The sequence below is a fragment of the Faecalimicrobium sp. JNUCC 81 genome (assembly GCF_053667625.1).
The window spans coordinates 1,839,038-1,856,038 of record NZ_CM132203.1; the positions used below are offsets into that span (position 1 = coordinate 1,839,038).

General features: G+C 27.9%; 18 protein-coding genes. 12 read left to right on the forward strand and 6 right to left on the reverse strand.

What is annotated here, in order from left to right:
- Window positions 1-175: 175 nt before the first annotated feature.
- A complete protein-coding gene (locus tag JNUCC81_RS09070; RefSeq protein ID WP_454096285.1) occupies window positions 176-751 on the forward strand; it encodes a GNAT family N-acetyltransferase in 576 nt (191 codons plus the stop codon).
- Between the two features lie 6 nt (window positions 752-757).
- Window positions 758-1,522, forward strand: coding sequence for a hypothetical protein (locus tag JNUCC81_RS09075; RefSeq protein WP_454096286.1), 765 nt, complete (start codon window positions 758-760; stop codon window positions 1,520-1,522).
- A 26-nt stretch (window positions 1,523-1,548) separates the two neighbouring features.
- Here JNUCC81_RS09075 and JNUCC81_RS09080 read toward each other — a convergent pair whose 3' ends face one another.
- Window positions 1,549-2,427: a YitT family protein gene (locus tag JNUCC81_RS09080; RefSeq protein WP_454096287.1), complete on the reverse strand. Its 879-nt coding sequence runs from the start codon at window positions 2,425-2,427 to the stop codon at window positions 1,549-1,551.
- A 307-nt stretch (window positions 2,428-2,734) separates the two neighbouring features.
- On the opposite strand from JNUCC81_RS09080, the gene JNUCC81_RS09085 reads away from it, so the two are divergent.
- The 3 genes from JNUCC81_RS09085 to trmB all read left to right on the forward strand — a co-directional run bounded on the left by JNUCC81_RS09085 (window position 2,735) and on the right by trmB (window position 4,196).
- Window positions 2,735-3,055: an iron-sulfur cluster biosynthesis family protein gene (locus tag JNUCC81_RS09085; protein WP_454096288.1), complete on the forward strand. Its 321-nt coding sequence runs from the start codon at window positions 2,735-2,737 to the stop codon at window positions 3,053-3,055.
- Between the two features lie 274 nt (window positions 3,056-3,329).
- On the forward strand, window positions 3,330-3,461 hold the full coding sequence (locus JNUCC81_RS09090) for a hypothetical protein (protein WP_454096289.1): 132 nt from the start codon (window positions 3,330-3,332) through the stop codon (window positions 3,459-3,461).
- 93 nt (window positions 3,462-3,554) lie between these two features.
- Entirely contained in the window at window positions 3,555-4,196 is a 642-nt protein-coding gene (trmB, locus tag JNUCC81_RS09095) for a tRNA (guanosine(46)-N7)-methyltransferase TrmB (RefSeq protein WP_454096290.1), read from the forward strand.
- Window positions 4,197-4,241: 45 nt separating this feature from the next.
- Here trmB and JNUCC81_RS09100 read toward each other — a convergent pair whose 3' ends face one another.
- Window positions 4,242-4,520 (reverse strand): hypothetical protein, encoded by a 279-nt coding sequence (locus tag JNUCC81_RS09100; protein WP_454096291.1) that lies wholly within the window; start codon window positions 4,518-4,520, stop codon window positions 4,242-4,244.
- A 286-nt stretch (window positions 4,521-4,806) separates the two neighbouring features.
- On the opposite strand from JNUCC81_RS09100, the gene JNUCC81_RS09105 reads away from it, so the two are divergent.
- The 7 genes from JNUCC81_RS09105 to JNUCC81_RS09135 all read left to right on the forward strand — a co-directional run bounded on the left by JNUCC81_RS09105 (window position 4,807) and on the right by JNUCC81_RS09135 (window position 10,094).
- The gene (locus JNUCC81_RS09105) at window positions 4,807-5,010 is read left to right on the forward strand and encodes a hypothetical protein (protein ID WP_454096292.1); all 204 of its coding nucleotides are present in this window, start codon (window positions 4,807-4,809) and stop codon (window positions 5,008-5,010) included.
- 109 nt (window positions 5,011-5,119) lie between these two features.
- Window positions 5,120-5,791, forward strand: coding sequence for a hypothetical protein (locus JNUCC81_RS09110; protein ID WP_454096293.1), 672 nt, complete (start codon window positions 5,120-5,122; stop codon window positions 5,789-5,791).
- Between the two features lie 235 nt (window positions 5,792-6,026).
- A complete protein-coding gene (gene accB, locus JNUCC81_RS09115; RefSeq protein WP_454096294.1) occupies window positions 6,027-6,476 on the forward strand; it encodes an acetyl-CoA carboxylase biotin carboxyl carrier protein in 450 nt (149 codons plus the stop codon).
- Window positions 6,477-6,492: 16 nt separating this feature from the next.
- The gene (accC, locus tag JNUCC81_RS09120; protein ID WP_454096295.1) at window positions 6,493-7,854 is read left to right on the forward strand and encodes an acetyl-CoA carboxylase biotin carboxylase subunit; all 1,362 of its coding nucleotides are present in this window, start codon (window positions 6,493-6,495) and stop codon (window positions 7,852-7,854) included.
- Window positions 7,855-7,908: 54 nt separating this feature from the next.
- Window positions 7,909-8,760 carry an acetyl-CoA carboxylase, carboxyltransferase subunit beta gene (gene accD / locus JNUCC81_RS09125; protein WP_454096296.1) on the forward strand — a complete coding sequence of 284 codons (852 nt, stop codon included), beginning with the start codon at window positions 7,909-7,911 and terminating at the stop codon, window positions 8,758-8,760.
- A gap of 40 nt (window positions 8,761-8,800) precedes the next feature.
- The gene (locus JNUCC81_RS09130) at window positions 8,801-9,754 is read left to right on the forward strand and encodes an acetyl-CoA carboxylase carboxyltransferase subunit alpha (RefSeq protein WP_454096297.1); all 954 of its coding nucleotides are present in this window, start codon (window positions 8,801-8,803) and stop codon (window positions 9,752-9,754) included.
- Window positions 9,755-9,908: 154 nt separating this feature from the next.
- Entirely contained in the window at window positions 9,909-10,094 is a 186-nt protein-coding gene (locus JNUCC81_RS09135) for an H-type small acid-soluble spore protein (RefSeq protein WP_454096298.1), read from the forward strand.
- Between the two features lie 664 nt (window positions 10,095-10,758).
- Here the strand turns inward: JNUCC81_RS09135 and JNUCC81_RS09140 are convergent.
- Genes JNUCC81_RS09140 through JNUCC81_RS09155 form a run of 4 tightly spaced genes read right to left on the reverse strand, consistent with a single transcriptional unit; the run spans window position 10,759 to window position 16,179 of the window.
- Window positions 10,759-11,880: a 4-hydroxybutyrate dehydrogenase gene (locus tag JNUCC81_RS09140; RefSeq protein ID WP_454096299.1), complete on the reverse strand. Its 1,122-nt coding sequence runs from the start codon at window positions 11,878-11,880 to the stop codon at window positions 10,759-10,761.
- Window positions 11,881-11,892: 12 nt separating this feature from the next.
- The gene (locus JNUCC81_RS09145; protein ID WP_454096300.1) at window positions 11,893-13,287 is read right to left on the reverse strand and encodes an aldehyde dehydrogenase family protein; all 1,395 of its coding nucleotides are present in this window, start codon (window positions 13,285-13,287) and stop codon (window positions 11,893-11,895) included.
- Between the two features lie 50 nt (window positions 13,288-13,337).
- Window positions 13,338-14,669 (reverse strand): acetyl-CoA hydrolase/transferase family protein, encoded by a 1,332-nt coding sequence (locus JNUCC81_RS09150; protein WP_454096301.1) that lies wholly within the window; start codon window positions 14,667-14,669, stop codon window positions 13,338-13,340.
- 37 nt (window positions 14,670-14,706) lie between these two features.
- Complete coding sequence (locus JNUCC81_RS09155; protein WP_454096302.1) at window positions 14,707-16,179, reverse strand: 4-hydroxyphenylacetate 3-hydroxylase family protein; 1,473 nt, start codon at window positions 16,177-16,179, stop codon at window positions 14,707-14,709.
- Between the last annotated feature and the right edge of the window lie 822 nt (window positions 16,180-17,001).

Below are 17,001 nucleotides of genomic sequence, written 5' to 3' on the forward strand. Positions count from 1 at the left end.
TATCTGACATAATACTGACATGAATTATAAATTTCTACATAAATACGTTGAAAATACTAGATTTTATATTTTTGGCATAAAAGTATATATTTTATGTCTTTTACGAACCGTTGTTAATTGTATAGCATAAATTATATAGATAATATATATACAATTTATTAAAGGGGACATAAGTATGTATGACTCTAAATATAGTAATATGAAAATATTAGAAACGAAACGATGTATTTTAAGACCAGCAACATTAAATGACTCTAAAGATTTATTTAATTATTATAAAGAAGATATTGTTGTAAAATATCTTCCATTTAAAAAACACAAAAGCATAAAAGATACAGAAAGATTTATAAAACTTTTTTTCTTTAAAAATTATAATGAAGGTAAAATAGGACACTATGTAATTGTTTTAAAAAGAGAAAATAGAGTAATAGGTAATGTTGGATTTAATAATATATATCCAAATTCAAAAGAAGGCGAAATAGGGATATGCATAAATCCAAATTATTGGGGTGAAAATTTATCTACAGAGCTAGCGTTTGAAATGTTGAGATACGGCTTTGAAGATTTAAATTTAAATAAAATTATAGCTATTACATTTGAAGATAATAAATACTCTAGAAAACCATTAGAAATTTTAGGATTCAATTACATCGGGAAATTTAGAAAAAAATTCCCTTCTAACAAATTCGGAACATATACCGTCTGCCACAGATTCCAAATGCTTAAAAGTGATTATATAAAAAAGGGATGATTCTATTTGTGTGAAAAAAATAATGATAATTGGATAAGTAAAAATCTAAAGCATGCTATAGCTAAATCATGTAATAAAGAACCATATCAAATAACTAAAGATTATTTAAGAACATTAAGAGAAATAGATTTATCAGATAAAGGAATATATGATTTAACAGGAATACAATACGCTATTAATTTAAACAATCTTAGTTTAAATAAAAATGAAATTGTAGATGCTAATTTATTAACTGCATTGACTAGATTAAGCAACTTGGAACTTAGTGAAAATAGAATAGAAGATATTTCCTTTCTAAATAGCTTAAAAAGGCTTAAAAGCATAGGGCTAGATAGTAATAATATATCTAAAGTTCCAAATCTTGAAAATTTAAGATATTTAAATTTGATAAATATATCAGATAATAAAATAAGTGATTTATCTTTTATAGAAAATTTAGATCGCAAAAATGTAAAAGTAATAGCTAGTGAACAATTAATTTTATTAGATGCTATATCAATAGACTTTGGAGAAGATATTACTTTTACAACTCCAATACGATGGGATAAAGAAACAGATGTGTTATTTGATAATATACAAATTACAGGTAAATACGATAATATAAAAACAGATAAAAGACCTTCTTTACTATATTCTATATCTAAGATTATAGTAAAGAATATTTGCTCAGATTGTTTAATAAAGGCTGAATTCTATCATGAAGTATCATTTTTAAAATCAGGAACTTTAAGCGGGATAATAATTCAACCTATATTAATTAAGAATAAATAAAAAAGTGGCTTAAGCCACTTTTTTATTTAAGCACTACCATTTTTCAAGTCTTTAAATCCTTCTCCTAGTACTTCATGTACAGTACTGACTATTATAAAAGCATTCGGATCCGTAGCTTTAACCAATTTTTTTAGATATACTTCTTGATTTCTAGATATAATAACAAGTAAAACTTGTTTTTTATCATCAGTATATCCACCTCTACCATCAAGTATAGTTAAACCCCTGTCTAATTCATTAGTTATAACTTCTCTTAATTCATCAGATTTATTAGAAATTATCATAAATTCTTTAGAAAAATCGAAACCTTCCATTATAGCATCTGCAACTTTAACTATTACATAAAGTGATATCGCAGAGTATAACGCAGTTTCTATATTTTTATTTGCAATACCCGAAGATATAACTACGACTCCATCTAAACACATCATAAATTTAGTTGCCTTTATACCAGGAAATTTTTTACTTAATATTAAAGCTATTAAGTCAGTTCCTCCTGTAGAACCATCAACCCTAAATACAATACCAATACCTAATCCTACTAAAATTGCACCTGATATAGAAGATAATAAAAGATCATTTGTTGGTAAAATTTCAGACAAAGATGAAGTTATATTTATTATAAAAGAAAATAACACTGTTCCAATTAATGTTTTTATAGAATTTTTACTTCCAAGTATCTTAAAAGCTAATACTACTAAAGGAATACCTATAATTAACATTATATTAGATACAGATATACCTGTAACCTTATTAAGTACTACAGACATACCACTAAGGCCTCCAGGAGCAATCGTATAAGGTTTTAAAAACATATTAATACCAATGCTCATAGATATACATCCCACTAATAAACCAAGACATTCTGTCAAAATAGTCGAAAGTTTAGTTTCGCCTTTTTTCATATTTTATCATACCCTCCCTAAGTTGTTATAACTTGCATAAGCTCATCACAGAATAATATTATAGCATAAAAATATTATATAAACTAAAAAAATAAGTTAGTTATATTAAAACTAATTATGTTTACAATATAAGTAACGAGGGTAAAATATGAATACATTAAAAATAGATATAATAGTAGTAATTAAATAGTAATTATATACATTTTATGATAAATTTAGTATTATTAGTAAAAATCAATTGATTATATATATCATTAAAGTATATAATATATATGAATTTAACAAAATTTGAAAGGGAGCGATTAGTATGAAAATCACATTACCAGAAACAGCGATTAATACTTTAAAAGATATTTTAAAGGACAACCAAGGTAAACCTACAGGAATAAGAATTTACTTTGCAGGTAATGGATGTAGCGGCCCATCATTTGGTATAGCTTTAGATGAGCAAAAGGCTGACGATTTAGAATATGATATTGAAGGTTTACATTTTATAATGAGTAATGAAGACTATACTACATATGGAGATATAGTTATAGAAGATACTGGTTATGGATTTATGGTTAGATCTGAAAATATCCAACCTGGTGGAGGATGCGGCGGCGGATGCTCTGGATGCGGGCACTAAATTTATTAATTCACAATTAAATAAGCTTTAGAATTTATCTAAAGCTTATTTAATATAAATATATAACTTGAAAGGAAATGATTAAATGAAGGTTACTTTACCACAAACAGCTATTGATACGCTAAAAGATATCTTAAAAGATAATCAAGATAGACCTAAGAATATAAGAGTTTATTTCGCAGGTATCGGCTGAGGCGGTCCATCATTTGGAATTGCTCTGGATGAGCAAAAGGCTGACGATTTAGAATATGATATTGAAGGTTTACATTTTATAATGAGTAATGAAGACTATACTAAATATGGAAATATAGTTATAGAAGATACTGGTTATGGATTTAAAGTAGGACCAGAAAATATGCAAGATGACGGAGGATGCGGCGGAGGATGCTCTGGCTGTGGACAATAAAAAATAAAGAGTGTTAGCTTAAAGCTAATACTCTTTATTTTTTTTCTAAAGTTAGGTATAATTATACTTTAATAAATTATAAGGAGTACTAATATGAGAAGACGAAAAATAAAAGGTGCAGATGAGAAGCTATTAAGTTATAAAGATTACGTTCTTAGGGATGATATAGATAAACTTAAGGGAAAATGGAATTTTAAGTTTAATAATAATAATCCAATATATGTAGAATTTGGTACTGGGCGTGGAAAATTTATAACTACTCTCGCTAAGCAAAATCCGGATGTAAATTATATAGCTTTTGAAATAAAGGAAGAAGTTCTTATAAAAGGTGTAGAAAAAGCTAAGGAATTGGGTTTAAATAATATTTTATTTGCTTGGGCTAATGTATCTAATATATTAGATTACTTTGAAGAAGATGAATTAAGTAGAGTATATGTTAACTTCTGTGATCCATGGCCAAAAACTAGATGGGCTAAGAGAAGACTAACTCATACTAATTTTTTAAATAAATATAAGATCTTGCTTAAAGATGATGGAGAACTTCATTTTAAGACGGACAACGAAGGATTGTTTGAATTCAGTTTAAATGAAATATCATCTAACGACTGGATTTTAAAAAATATATCTTTAAATTTAGCTAATAGTGATTTTGAAAATGTTACGACTGAATATGAAGATAAGTTTATGTCTTATGGAATGAAAATATTCAGGTGTGAAGCTAAAATTCGTAAATAATAAAAGGTTGTGATAATTCACAACCTTTTATTATTTACAAATTTATTAAAATATACCGTTTTTTCTTTTTGTAACATATATTCCTATTAGAACTACTAATGAATATAATGAATATAACATTATTTTTATAATTTCTGTACTAACTCCAAATAGTTTTATTGACTCACTTGATTCCGGCACTATAACTATTAATGCGGATATTAAAATAAGTATTGGATTTATAACTATTTGCTTATCAGTTCTTAAAATCATTATTTTACCAACCCAAACTATAGATAAAATAAAAAATAAAATTTTAAGCACAAATTCTATGGTGTCTAACATAATCAAAGCTCCCCTTCAGTGGATTTAATATAATTATTTCCAGATTAATCATATTTAATCAATTATAAAATAAAAACTTAATTGCTACAAATTAAATTATAATTCTTTTTATAAAAAAAATAAATAGGATTGTATTAAAATGGTAACTTATAGATTAAGTTTTGAATAAATTATTCTAAAATGTATATATTATTAATATAAATAGTATATTATCTAATATTAAAAAAGGGTTTTATATAGATTTATATAATTCTATAAATAATAAATTATTAAAAGGGAGATTGATATGTGCTTATATAACTATAATAATAAAATACAAACGAGTCATCCTGTAACTAACGAGGAATATGAATTGCTTAATAAAATATATCAATGTATAGCATCTAATGATAATGAAAACGCTAAACTATTAACTTCTCAATTAATAGATTTACAATCTTCAAAAGAAAGTATAGATACGTTACAAGATGCTATTAATAATTTACATTAAAAAAGCTTCTATAATAAGAAGCTTTTTTAATGTAAATTATTAATTTAAAAGAAATATTTGGACCTTAAGTTGCATAAGAATGTTATATATATACTTTAGGGGTGATACGATGAATTTAAGGTTCACAAATTGGTATACACAAGCATTAGGTGCAACTCTCGGAATAATTGCCTGTGTATATGCATATTTAAATGGTTTTATGTTTGTATATGGTAATATAGGTAATTATTTTGATTTTCTAGGGTTTGATGGTATTATTTCTAGTTATACCTTAACTCCTTTATGCATCCTAACTTTAGTACTAGCTATTATAAAAGCTTATAAGCCAAATAAAAAAATTTTTAATATTCAACTAGAGAATATAAATATATTTTTTATTGTTGCTACAGTAATAGTAGGATTTATGGGTGCTAAAATATACTTTGCTATACCGGCTATACTCATAACTTTTAATTTATTTAGCTATAAATTTGAGGGTAAAATTTTTAAGGTTGAAAGTTTAGAAGATGATTTAACTGAAGAAAATGGCGATTTCGACGAGCAAGAACAAATGTTCGCGGTAGATAAAATAGTCATTTCAGATGAACGTAATGATTTATCCATTAATTTAGAAACTAATGTTGAAAGCAAAGCAATTGAAAGAAATATTAGACTAGCTATAGCAAAGAAAGAAATGGCTATAGATTTATTAGATAAGAATGCTAATATTGATTTTATTACAGAAATAACAGGGTTAAAAGTAAATGAAATAGAAGAAATTAGAAAAGAAATTAGAAATTAAGTTGAAATTTGAAAATTTAATATCTATAATTATCTCAAAGATATTAAAGTAATTCGTTTTGGTTATCGCATCAATAGCTTTGTTAGTTGAGTTACTTTATAAAAGTGTTGATGAAATTATCAACACTTTTTTATTGTAGAAATACATAATGCAGGGGAGTGGGAAATTTTGTTTACAAAATCATTTTTTGTGATATAATATTAGTACCAGGTAATAATACAAGGGGGTAACATAAATGAATATAAATGAAATTAAAGATTTATTAAAAATTATAGACCAAACTAATTTAGAATATGTGAAACTTGAAAATGGTGAATTAAAACTTGAAGTATCAAAACAAGTTAATTCTATAAATCAAAATTCTTTATGTGTAAAAAAAGACTTTAAAGAAGATATAACACCTAAAATATATGAAAATATTAATAGGAACATTGATAATGATAATTTAGTCACAATAGAAGCTCCTTTGATGGGAACTTATTATTCATCTCCAAGCCCTGAATCAGATAACTTCGTAAAGGTAGGAGATATGGTACATGAAGGTGATACTTTATGTATTCTTGAAGCTATGAAACTTATGAATGAAATTACAAGTGATATAGATGGTGAAATAGTAGAAGTTTTAGCAAGAAATGAAGAATTAGTGGAGTATAACCAACCTCTATTTAAAATAAAACCATTATAGGTAGGAGGTATTTAATATGATAAAGAAGATACTAGTAGCAAATAGAGGAGATATAGCTGTTAGAATAATTAGAACCTGTAAAGAACTAGATATAAAAACAGTAGCTATATACTCTGATGTTGACAAAGATTGTTTTCATAGATATATAGCAGATGAATCTATATGCATAGGACCAAATAATATAAGTAAAAGTTATAACAACATAGATAACATAATATATCTTGCTCTTAAACTTAATTGTGATGCAATACATCCAGGATTTGGTTTTTTATCTGAAAATGCAGAGTTTGCTAAAAAATGCAAAGATAATGGAATTACATTAATAGGTCCTAAAACAGATCAAATGATTTTAATGGGTGATAAATCTAAAGCTCGTGAAACTATGATGGAGCTAGACATACCTGTTGTTCCTGGATCAGATGGAGTTTTAAAAAGTAAAGAAGAAGCTTTATCTTTTGCTAATAAAATTGGTTATCCAGTTATAATAAAAGCGTCTAACGGTGGTGGTGGAAAGGGTATGAGAATCGTTACTTGTGAAGAAGAGTTATTTACAAGCTTTGATATGGCAAGTTCTGAAGCTTTAGCAGCTTTTTCAAGCAGTGATCTATATATGGAAAAATTTATAGAAAACCCTAGACATATAGAGGTACAAGTATTTGGAGATGCTTTTGGAAATGTCATACATTTAGGCGGAAGAGATTGTTCTATGCAAAGACGTAATCAAAAAGTTTTAGAAGAGTCTCTTAGTGACTACTTAAATGAAGATGAAAAGAAACATTTATATAAAACAGCTGTAAATATTGTAAAAGGAATAGGTTATTTAGGAGCTGGAACAATCGAGTTTATAGTAGATAAAAATAAAAAGTTTTACTTTATAGAAATGAACACAAGAATACAAGTTGAGCATCCAGTTACAGAGATGATCACAGGAATAGATCTTATAGGACTCCAAATTTTAATTGCAAATAATCAAGCAATACCTTTTAAACAAAATGATATTATGTTTAGAGGTCATGCTATTGAGTGTAGAATCAATGCTGAAAATCCATATTTAGATTTTAAGCCTTGCCCAGGTAAAATAGAATCAGTAAACATACCTGGAGGTTTTGGAGTTAGATTTGATACATTTATATACACAGGATATACAATACCACCTATTTATGATTCTATGATAGGAAAGCTTATATGCTGGGCTGAGGATAGAGAACAGTGCATAAAAAAAATGAATAGAGCTTTAGATGAAATAATAATAGAAGGTATAGATACAAATATAGAGTTTCAAAAAACGCTTATAAGTTGCACTAAATTTAAAGAAGATACACACCATACTAAATTTATAGAAAAAGAATTTATATTAGAAGCAGCTATTACAGTATAAATTAAATGTATAGATTTTTAAATTATATACATTTCTAAAGGGAGTTAATAAATTATGATAAAGAAGTTTTTGTCGCCAAAAGAATCTAAATACGTTACAGTTCCTTTAAATAATAATTTTAAAGAAAATAGCGTAGATGATAGATTTTGGATTTATTGTAAAGGATGTAATGATCATGTATTTAAAAAAGATATAGAAGAAAATTTAAATATATGTCCAAAGTGCTCAAGACATTATAAGTTTAAAGCTCGTGATAGAGTAAATCTATTATCAGATAAGGGAAGCTTTAATGAATTTCAATTTGATGTAGATATTCAAGATCCATTAAAATTTCCAAAGTATATAGATAAGTTAAGCTTATACAAAGAAAAAACCAAAGAAGATGAAGCGGTTATTTGTGGAGTTTGTGAAATTAATAAAATTAAAAGTGTAATATGTGTAATGAATCCTGATTTTATGATGGGAAGTATGGGGTCTATAGTTGGAGATAAGATTACATATTCTATAGAGTATGCAGCTGATAATAACTTGCCTATAATTATTTGTAGTGCATCAGGAGGTGCTAGAATGCAAGAAGGCATGGTTTCTCTTATACAGATGGTAAAAACATCTCAAGCTCTTTCTAAATTAGAAAAAAAATCTTTACCGTATATCTCTGTACTAACAGACCCTACTACAGGAGGTGTTACAGCAAGTTTTGCAATGCTTGGAGATATTATAATTTCAGAACCAAATACTTTAATTGGTTTCGCAGGTCCAAGAGTAATAGAACAAACTATAAATCAAAAACTTCCAGAAGGTTTTCAAACATCTGAGTTTTTATTAGAACATGGTTTTATTGATATGATAGTAAATAGAGTAGAGATGAAAGAAACAATATATAAAATTTTATCGCTACATTTATAATATAAGATATTAAAATCTACCTTGATAAGGAGGAAATAAGTTGCCTACATTAACTCTTGATGTAAAAGATAAGATTTATAATCTAGAAGAAGATATAAAAAAACTTAGATTTATATCCAAATCTAATGATATAGATTTAAGTGATAAAATAAAAAGCTTAGAAGATAAATTACTTAAAATTAAAAGTGAAATTAAAGCAGAACTTTCACCATATGAAAAAGTAGTTTTAAGTAGAGATATTAAAAGACCTACTACAAAAGACTACATTAATAATATTTGTTCTGACTTTTTTGAACTTCATGGAGATAGATTATACAAAGATGATCCATCTATTATTGCTGGAATTGGTAAGATAGATAGATTTAATGTTACCATAGTAGGTCATCAAAAAGGAAATGACGTTAAAGAAAATATAAAAAGAAACTTTGGAATGCCACATCCAGAAGGATATCGAAAAGCACTTAGACTTATGAAACAAGCTGAAAAATTTAATAGGCCTATTATAACTTTCATAGATACACCAGGAGCATTTTGTGGTTTAGAAGCTGAGAAACGTGGTCAAGGTGAAGCAATTGCTAAAAATTTACTTGAGATGAGTAAATTGTCTGTTCCAATAATTTGTTTTGTTATTGGAGAAGGGGGAAGTGGAGGAGCTTTAGGAATCGGAGTAGGTAATGAAGTCTGTATGTTAGAACATTCAGTTTATTCTGTAATATCTCCTGAAGGTTTATCTAGCATTCTATTTAAAGATGCATCTAAATCAAAAGAGGCAAGTGAAGTAATGAAGCTTACTAGTAAAGACTTGTATGACCTTGAAATAATTGATAAAATCATTAAAGAGCCTTTTACTGGAGCTCAGGATAGTGTAGAGTCTGTATCAAAAGATATAAAGAAATTTATCATAGATAGATTGAATCACTATGAAAAGCTTAGTAAAGAAGAAATAATAGAATTAAGATATAATAAGTTTAGAAAAATAGGAAAATGCCTATAATAAAATATAAAAGCACAAGGGAATTTAAAGTAGCATCTTAAATTCTTTTTGTGCTTTTATATTTTTAATAAATTTAACTAAATATTAACATTAATAGTTTACATCCTATTGGTTAATCTAAATATAAGATAACATTATAATAGGAGGGTATTTTATGCAATTAAGAAGAGCCGCAGAAATAGTTAACTCAAAAGATGAGGATGTTATAGTTTATTATAAACAAAATCCAGTAACTATAGAAAGTGTTGATAATAACATAGGTACAGCTTATGTAAAATCTTTACATGGAGATACTAGATTTGAAGTTGATTTAGAACAATTAAGTGAAATATATAAATAGTTCTAACTTATAATATAGTTAAAAAATATTAGAAATCAGAATAAAATGTCAAAATATACCTAATATCTAAATATGCATGCATGAATCATATATTAGGTATATTTTTTATATTTATAATATCTAAATATGCATGCATATAGCAAATAAAGTAGTAGTAGTAAACTCATAATAAATATTTCTATATATAGCTATTTTAATTCAAAATTTAACTAGTCTTTAAATGTATATTTAGGGTATAGTTAGTGTTAATTTAAATATATAACTAAATTTATATGATATTTATTCGATTTTTTATACAATGACAATAAACTATGTGCATTACTCTTTTTGCTCATAGAAATAAATTGATACGTTTATATTATATCCAAAGCATTTTTTATACTCATTGTATATGATTCATGTCACTTTACTTAATTCTACAAATTTTATTTTTATTCTTATAAAACTATAGCTTTACATCTTGTACTACGTATTTTATCTTATGGATATTTGAACTGTGCCAATATTTATACATCTTAATTTAACTCGTTGTACTACTTAACTTTTACAAGAATAAATCTAGCAAATTAGTCATCTAAGATCATTATCACTAATTTTAGATGACTAATTTGTTGAAATTCAAGTAATTATTATATCCAGTAAGCCGAAAATTTAACGTATTAATTTAATTGTAGAGCTTATGATAAATATTAGCTATATCTTGAACATTCATATGAACATAATTATTTCCTAAAAGTCTTTGTTGAGTTTCAATTACGCTTTGTGCAAATGTATATATTTCTTTTTCTCTCATGCCATATTCCTTTAAACCTTTTTTAACAATTAAATTGCTTAATAAGTTTTCTAAAGCTTCATATACATCTTCACCAGGTTTTACTTCTAAAAGTTTCGAAAGTAATTCATTTAAATTTCCTATTTTACCTGTAGGTTTTTTACCATTATAGTATCTGAACACTTCTATAAAAAATTGATAGTTTGCTTCACCATGAGGTACATGATACTTTCCTCCTAGTGGATAAGAAAGAGCATGCACTGCTCCAACTCCTGCATTACCAAAAGCAATTCCTGCATAGTTACTAGCTATTAAAAAGTCTTCTATTATCTCTTCTCTATAATCTTTACCATTTGCTATAACCTTTTTATAGCCCTCTATTATCATTTTAATTGCCTCTATGCTAAACATGTCTGTAAAGCTGTTTGCTTTTGGTGAAACATAAGCTTCTATGGCATGAATTAATGCATCTATGGAGCTATACATAAAGAAATCATAAGGTAATCTCTTAACAAGATCTGGAATAAGCACAGCATAATCTGGATATAATTCCGGTATAGCAAGTCCCATCTTTGTTCCTTTACACTTTATTTCTACAATTGATATATTGGTAACCTCACTACCTGTACCACATGTTGTAGGTACTATTATAAGTTCCTTATTTTTTACTGCAGGTATTACTTTTTCAAAAAGTGCACAAGAAGAATCAACATCTTTAAGTGATAATATTTTTGATACATCAATAATTGAGCCTCCTCCAATCCCTACTACTCTCTTCACATTTTTTGGAGATATATATTTAATTATTTCATCAATTATATCATCTGAAGGTTCTTTTAAATTATAATCTTCTTGAAAAATATACTCACTAGCAATGTTTAAATCTTTTAAGAAAAACTCATACAAAAACTTGTTTGTGAATATTAAGTCTCCACTGCCTACCTTAAATTCCTCAATAAAAGCTTTACAATTATTAAACTTAAAAATTTGAGGTTTTAATTCTATCATTTTCATTGGAATTCCTCCTTAATTTAAAGCTTTTGCCAATGTTTCTTCATTTCTCCAGATTTCTTCATCTGTTGGGGCTTTTGCTTTTGCATTATAAAAACCTACTCTTGATACATTAATTAAATGTTTATAATCTAAGTTTTCAGAAATACTGTTATTACCCCATGAACCACAGCCTAGTGTAGTAGTTGGAGCAAATCCATTGTATAAAGTTCCGCCAGCTGAAGTTGATGATGGTTGATTTACAACAAGTCTGCTTACTGTTAGATTAGCTGCAGCATATTTAATATTATCTTTATTATTTGAGTGAATAGCACAAGAATGGCCCTTTCCTTCTACATTTAAATTAGATTGAGCTATTTCTACCGCTTCATCAAAGTTTTCATATTCAAATGCAATCATTACTGGGCACATTTTTTCTTTACATAATACATCTTTAAATCCCTTAGCTCTTGCTTTCAATATAATAACCTTAGTATCCTTTGGAATATCTACCCCTGCTAAATTAGCAATAAATTGTACACTTTGACCAACTATCTTACCATTAATAGATCCACCTATAAAAATTACTTTTGCAAATTTTTCTATAGTTTCTTCATCTGATACATAGAAAGCTCCATTTTTCTTAAATTCTTCTATAGTTAGTTCATAAATTTCCTTAGGTATTATAGCACTTTGTTCTCCAGAGCAGATAATTCCATTATCAAAAGTTCTTCCAGTAACTATTTTTGTTACAGCTTCTTTAATATCAATATTTCTATCGATTATACACTGCACATTTCCAGCTCCGACTCCATAAGCGGGTTTTCCACTACTATAAGCTGATTTAACCATACCCATACCACCAGTAGCTACTACTACATCAGCAGATTTCATAAGTTCTAAACTTAAATCAATAGATGGTTCCTCTATAATTTGAATTAAATTTTCCGGTGCTCCAAATCTTGCAATAGCTTCGTTAAATAAGTCTACTACATATTTGCTACATTTTTTTGATCTTGGATGAGGCGAAATAATAATAGAATTGCCTCCTTTTAATGCAAACATAGCATTGCACATTGGAGTAACAATAGGATTTGTGCATGGTGTTATAGCACCAATTACCCCCTTAGGTTTAGCAACTTTAATAATTCCATGTTCCTTATCTTCTTCTAATATTCCTATTGATTTTTTATCTTTCAAATTATTCCAAATAACTTTTGATTTTCCTTTGTTTTTAGCAACTTTATCTTCAAAAACTCCCATTCTTGTTTCCTCAACTGCCATTTTAGCTAATTCTTCTGCTCTATCATATACAATCTTACCAAGCTCCATTACTATTTCATCTACTTGCTCTTGAGTAAACTTACTATACTCTTTTTGTGCTTCCTTTGACTTTTTTACTAATTCATCAATATATGCTTTTGTCTCCATATAAACACCTCCCACACCTTATATATCTATACTTACTTTACAACTCAAAATCAGTTATGAGCTTTAGAATATATATAACAATCAAATTTATTATTAAATCTCTTTTCCCACTCTTCTATAAGTTCTTCTCTAAACTTGGGATGAGCTATATTAATAAGTGCTCTTGCTCTGTCTTTTAAAGATTTTCCTCTAAGCTCTGCTATACCATATTCTGTAGCTACATAATGAACATCATTTCTAGATGTAGTTACTGCTGCTCCATTGTCTAAGAATGGAACTATCCTTGACAATGTTCCTCTTGATGCTGTAGAAGGTATAGCAATTATTGATTTTCCACCTTTTGACATGTTAGCCCCTCTTATAAAGTCTACTTGACCGCCAACACCACTAAACTGCTTAAGACCAATAGATTCTGAAGCTATTTGACCCATTAAATCTATTTGAATACAAGAGTTTATTGATATCATATTATCATTTTTACTTATTACAACAGGGTTATTTACATAGTCTACTGGAAACATTTCTACCATCGGATTATCATTGACAAAATCGTATAGTTTTTTTGTACCCATTAAAAAAGTTACTATCATTTTATTTTTATGTAGATTTTTTCTTCTATTTGTAATTACTCCCGCTTCAACTAACTCAACTACTCCATCTGATATCATTTCAGAATGGATACCTAAATCTTTTTTATCTTTTAAAAATAGAAGTACAGCATCTGGTATAGCACCTATTCCTAATTGAAGTGTTGCTCCATCTTCTATAAGTGTTGCACAGTTTTCACCTATCGCTTTTTCTATTTCTCCTATTTTAGAAGGTTTAAGCTCTATAATGTCATAATCAACCTCAACTATATAGTCAATATCTTTTATATGTATAAAGGAATCACCTAATGTTCTTGGCATTTTAGGGTTAATCTCTGCTATTACAATATCTGCACATTCAGCTGCTGATTTAGTATAATCATTGGATATTCCAAAGCTGCAGTACCCATTATTATCTGGAGGTGAAGCTTGAATTATAGCTACATCCACCTTTAAGTATTCCTCTTTAAAAAGTCTTGGAACTTCAGAAAAATGGCAAGGAGTAAATTCCGCCCTTCCTTCTAGTACTGCCTCTCTAGTTGATGATCCCACAAATAAAGAATTGTGTTTAAAGTTAAGCTTTTTATCCTTTTTAACATACTCACCAGAACCCATACCAATCATATGAACTATTTCTATATTAGAATAACTTTCACTTTCATTAACCATTACTTCTATGACTTTTTTTGGCTCTCCTGCTGCATGACCAATAACAATTCTACTGTTACTTTTTATCTTTTTCGCAGCACCTTCTGTTGATATTAATTTTTCTTTATATAAAACCTTCCAGTTCATTATTTCACCCCTTGAATTCTAGGATCTTATAGTATTATTAGTTCTCTGCTTTAGCTAACTCTTTTATATTAGCTATATTTTTAGCAAGCTCTTTTTTCTTATTTAGATCGCTTTGTCTTGAAATCATAATTCTTTGAGCCTGAGGTGAACCTGCTCCATGCATAGATTCAGTTCTATATCCAACAGCAGCAGTTCCTAAAGTAATATTTTCTATAAGTCTTAAAATTCTCATTCTATCTTCAGTAGGAACATAATCAACACCTTTTAAATATTTGTCAATATAAGGCCCTATTTTAGGATCTTTGAAATCTTTTTCAGAAGGCATAGTTACCATAATACCACCAGCGATATCTTCTGCTAACCTAGCAATTTCATATGGCATTCTTGTTATATTTTGCTTACAAACGTTTGCAAGAAGTAGATCTATTTGGTAATTACCTGATTTTGTTTTACATCCTTCACATGAACAAGCGATACCACAACTGTATAGTGTTTCATTTAAATGAGTCATTTCAATAAGTTTATCTTTTATATGTGAAGCTCTAGCTGCCCCATTATAATCAGCAGCTACTGCTGATGCTCCAATAAGTACATCACCAACACCAACTTTACAACCACCATAGCTTTGTCTATGGTATCCTGCAAATCTCTCTACTAAAATACCAGAAAACTCAACTTCACCATTTAGAAATATTCTTTCATTTGGAACAAATACATCTTCAAAAATAGTTAATGTTTCATGTCCTCCAAATGTTGAGTTACCCACATCTATATCTGCACCTTCTTCAAGTTTTCTAGTGTCACAAGATTGGCGCCCATATATGCTAAATATTCCTTCAGTATCAGTTGGTAAAGCAAAAGATATTGCCCAATCCTTGTCATCAGGTCCCATAGCTATAGTCGGCATAACAAGAATTTCATGAGAGTTAACCATTCCAGTTTGATGGGCCTTAGCACCTCTTACTACAACGCCATCATCTTTTCTTTCAACTACTCTTAGGAATAAATCTAGATCAGATTGTTTATTTGGAGGCAACCCTCTATCTCCTTTTGGATCTGTCATTGCTCCATCTACTACCAAATCATTTTCTTGAACGTATATCATATACTTTTTAAATCTTTCATGATAATCAGTTCCACAACCCTCATCTATTTCAAAGGTTGTACTGTAAACTGCATTAAATGCATCCATTCCTACACAACGTTGAAAGCATGAACCAGTTTTTTGACCACATAAACGCTGCATTTTAACCTTATTGATTAGATCTTCAGTACTTTGATGAATGTGACAAAATCTATTTACTCTTTTACCTGTAAGATTCGAAATTGCTGTCATCACATTTTCATACTGTGAGTCTTGAGCTAATTCATAAGTCATAGCTACAGAATTAAGTGATGGACGAATTATAGGATGATCTACAGGATTTTCTATTAATTCTCCAAATAAATATACCTTTTGTTTTACCTCTCTAAGACTTTCTATATATTGTTCTTTTGTCATTAATGACATAAAACCCCTCCTATATATAGTGTATATTTTGAAATACTCCTCTATTTTACTTGATTTATATAGTCTATAATTTTTCATATAACTTGTCTCTAAGAATTTATAATTCTTATTTATTTTTTTATTTTTATCTTTATCCATAATAATATATTTTGATTACTAATTTGCTCATATTAAGATAACTCATTTGGATAGTTAGCATTTTTTACATTTATATTTTAATGAACTTTAAATTTCTCATGGCAATTCACCACTAACCAAACTCTCCATAACTGGTTCAATCCAAATATTATTTGTCTGCAATTTCAGAAATTTCCTTGTTGCCTGCATCATCGTGTTCCTCAAATTCAGACCCTAGTAATTTTGAAAATACTACAGTAACAATTAGTAAAATAATAATTTTTTCATGTTTGCATCACTGCGCTCATTTCCATTTTAAAAAATGAAACTATAAGGAATATTGCACTTAAAATAATGACATTTTTTCATTTATCATCTCCTTTGAACTTTTATTCCTAGCCAGTACTAATTAAAATAAAACTATAAATTAAACAAGTGTTGTGAAAATTGTAAAAAATGTACTCTGTAAACCGCTTAAAAATTAAATTCTGGATATTATAACTCTATTGATATTTATGTAATGTGAAAAAATAATGAAATTGTATTAGGTGATTTGACTCGTGGTAAATGATGTGATAGGTTTGAATTGACAACTCATAGAAGAGTATCTTTTCAAAATAATAAATTCTTTTAATTTACGCATTGGAAATGTTTTCAAGATATGCTTAATTATATAAAATTAGCACGTAAATGTTAAGATAAAGC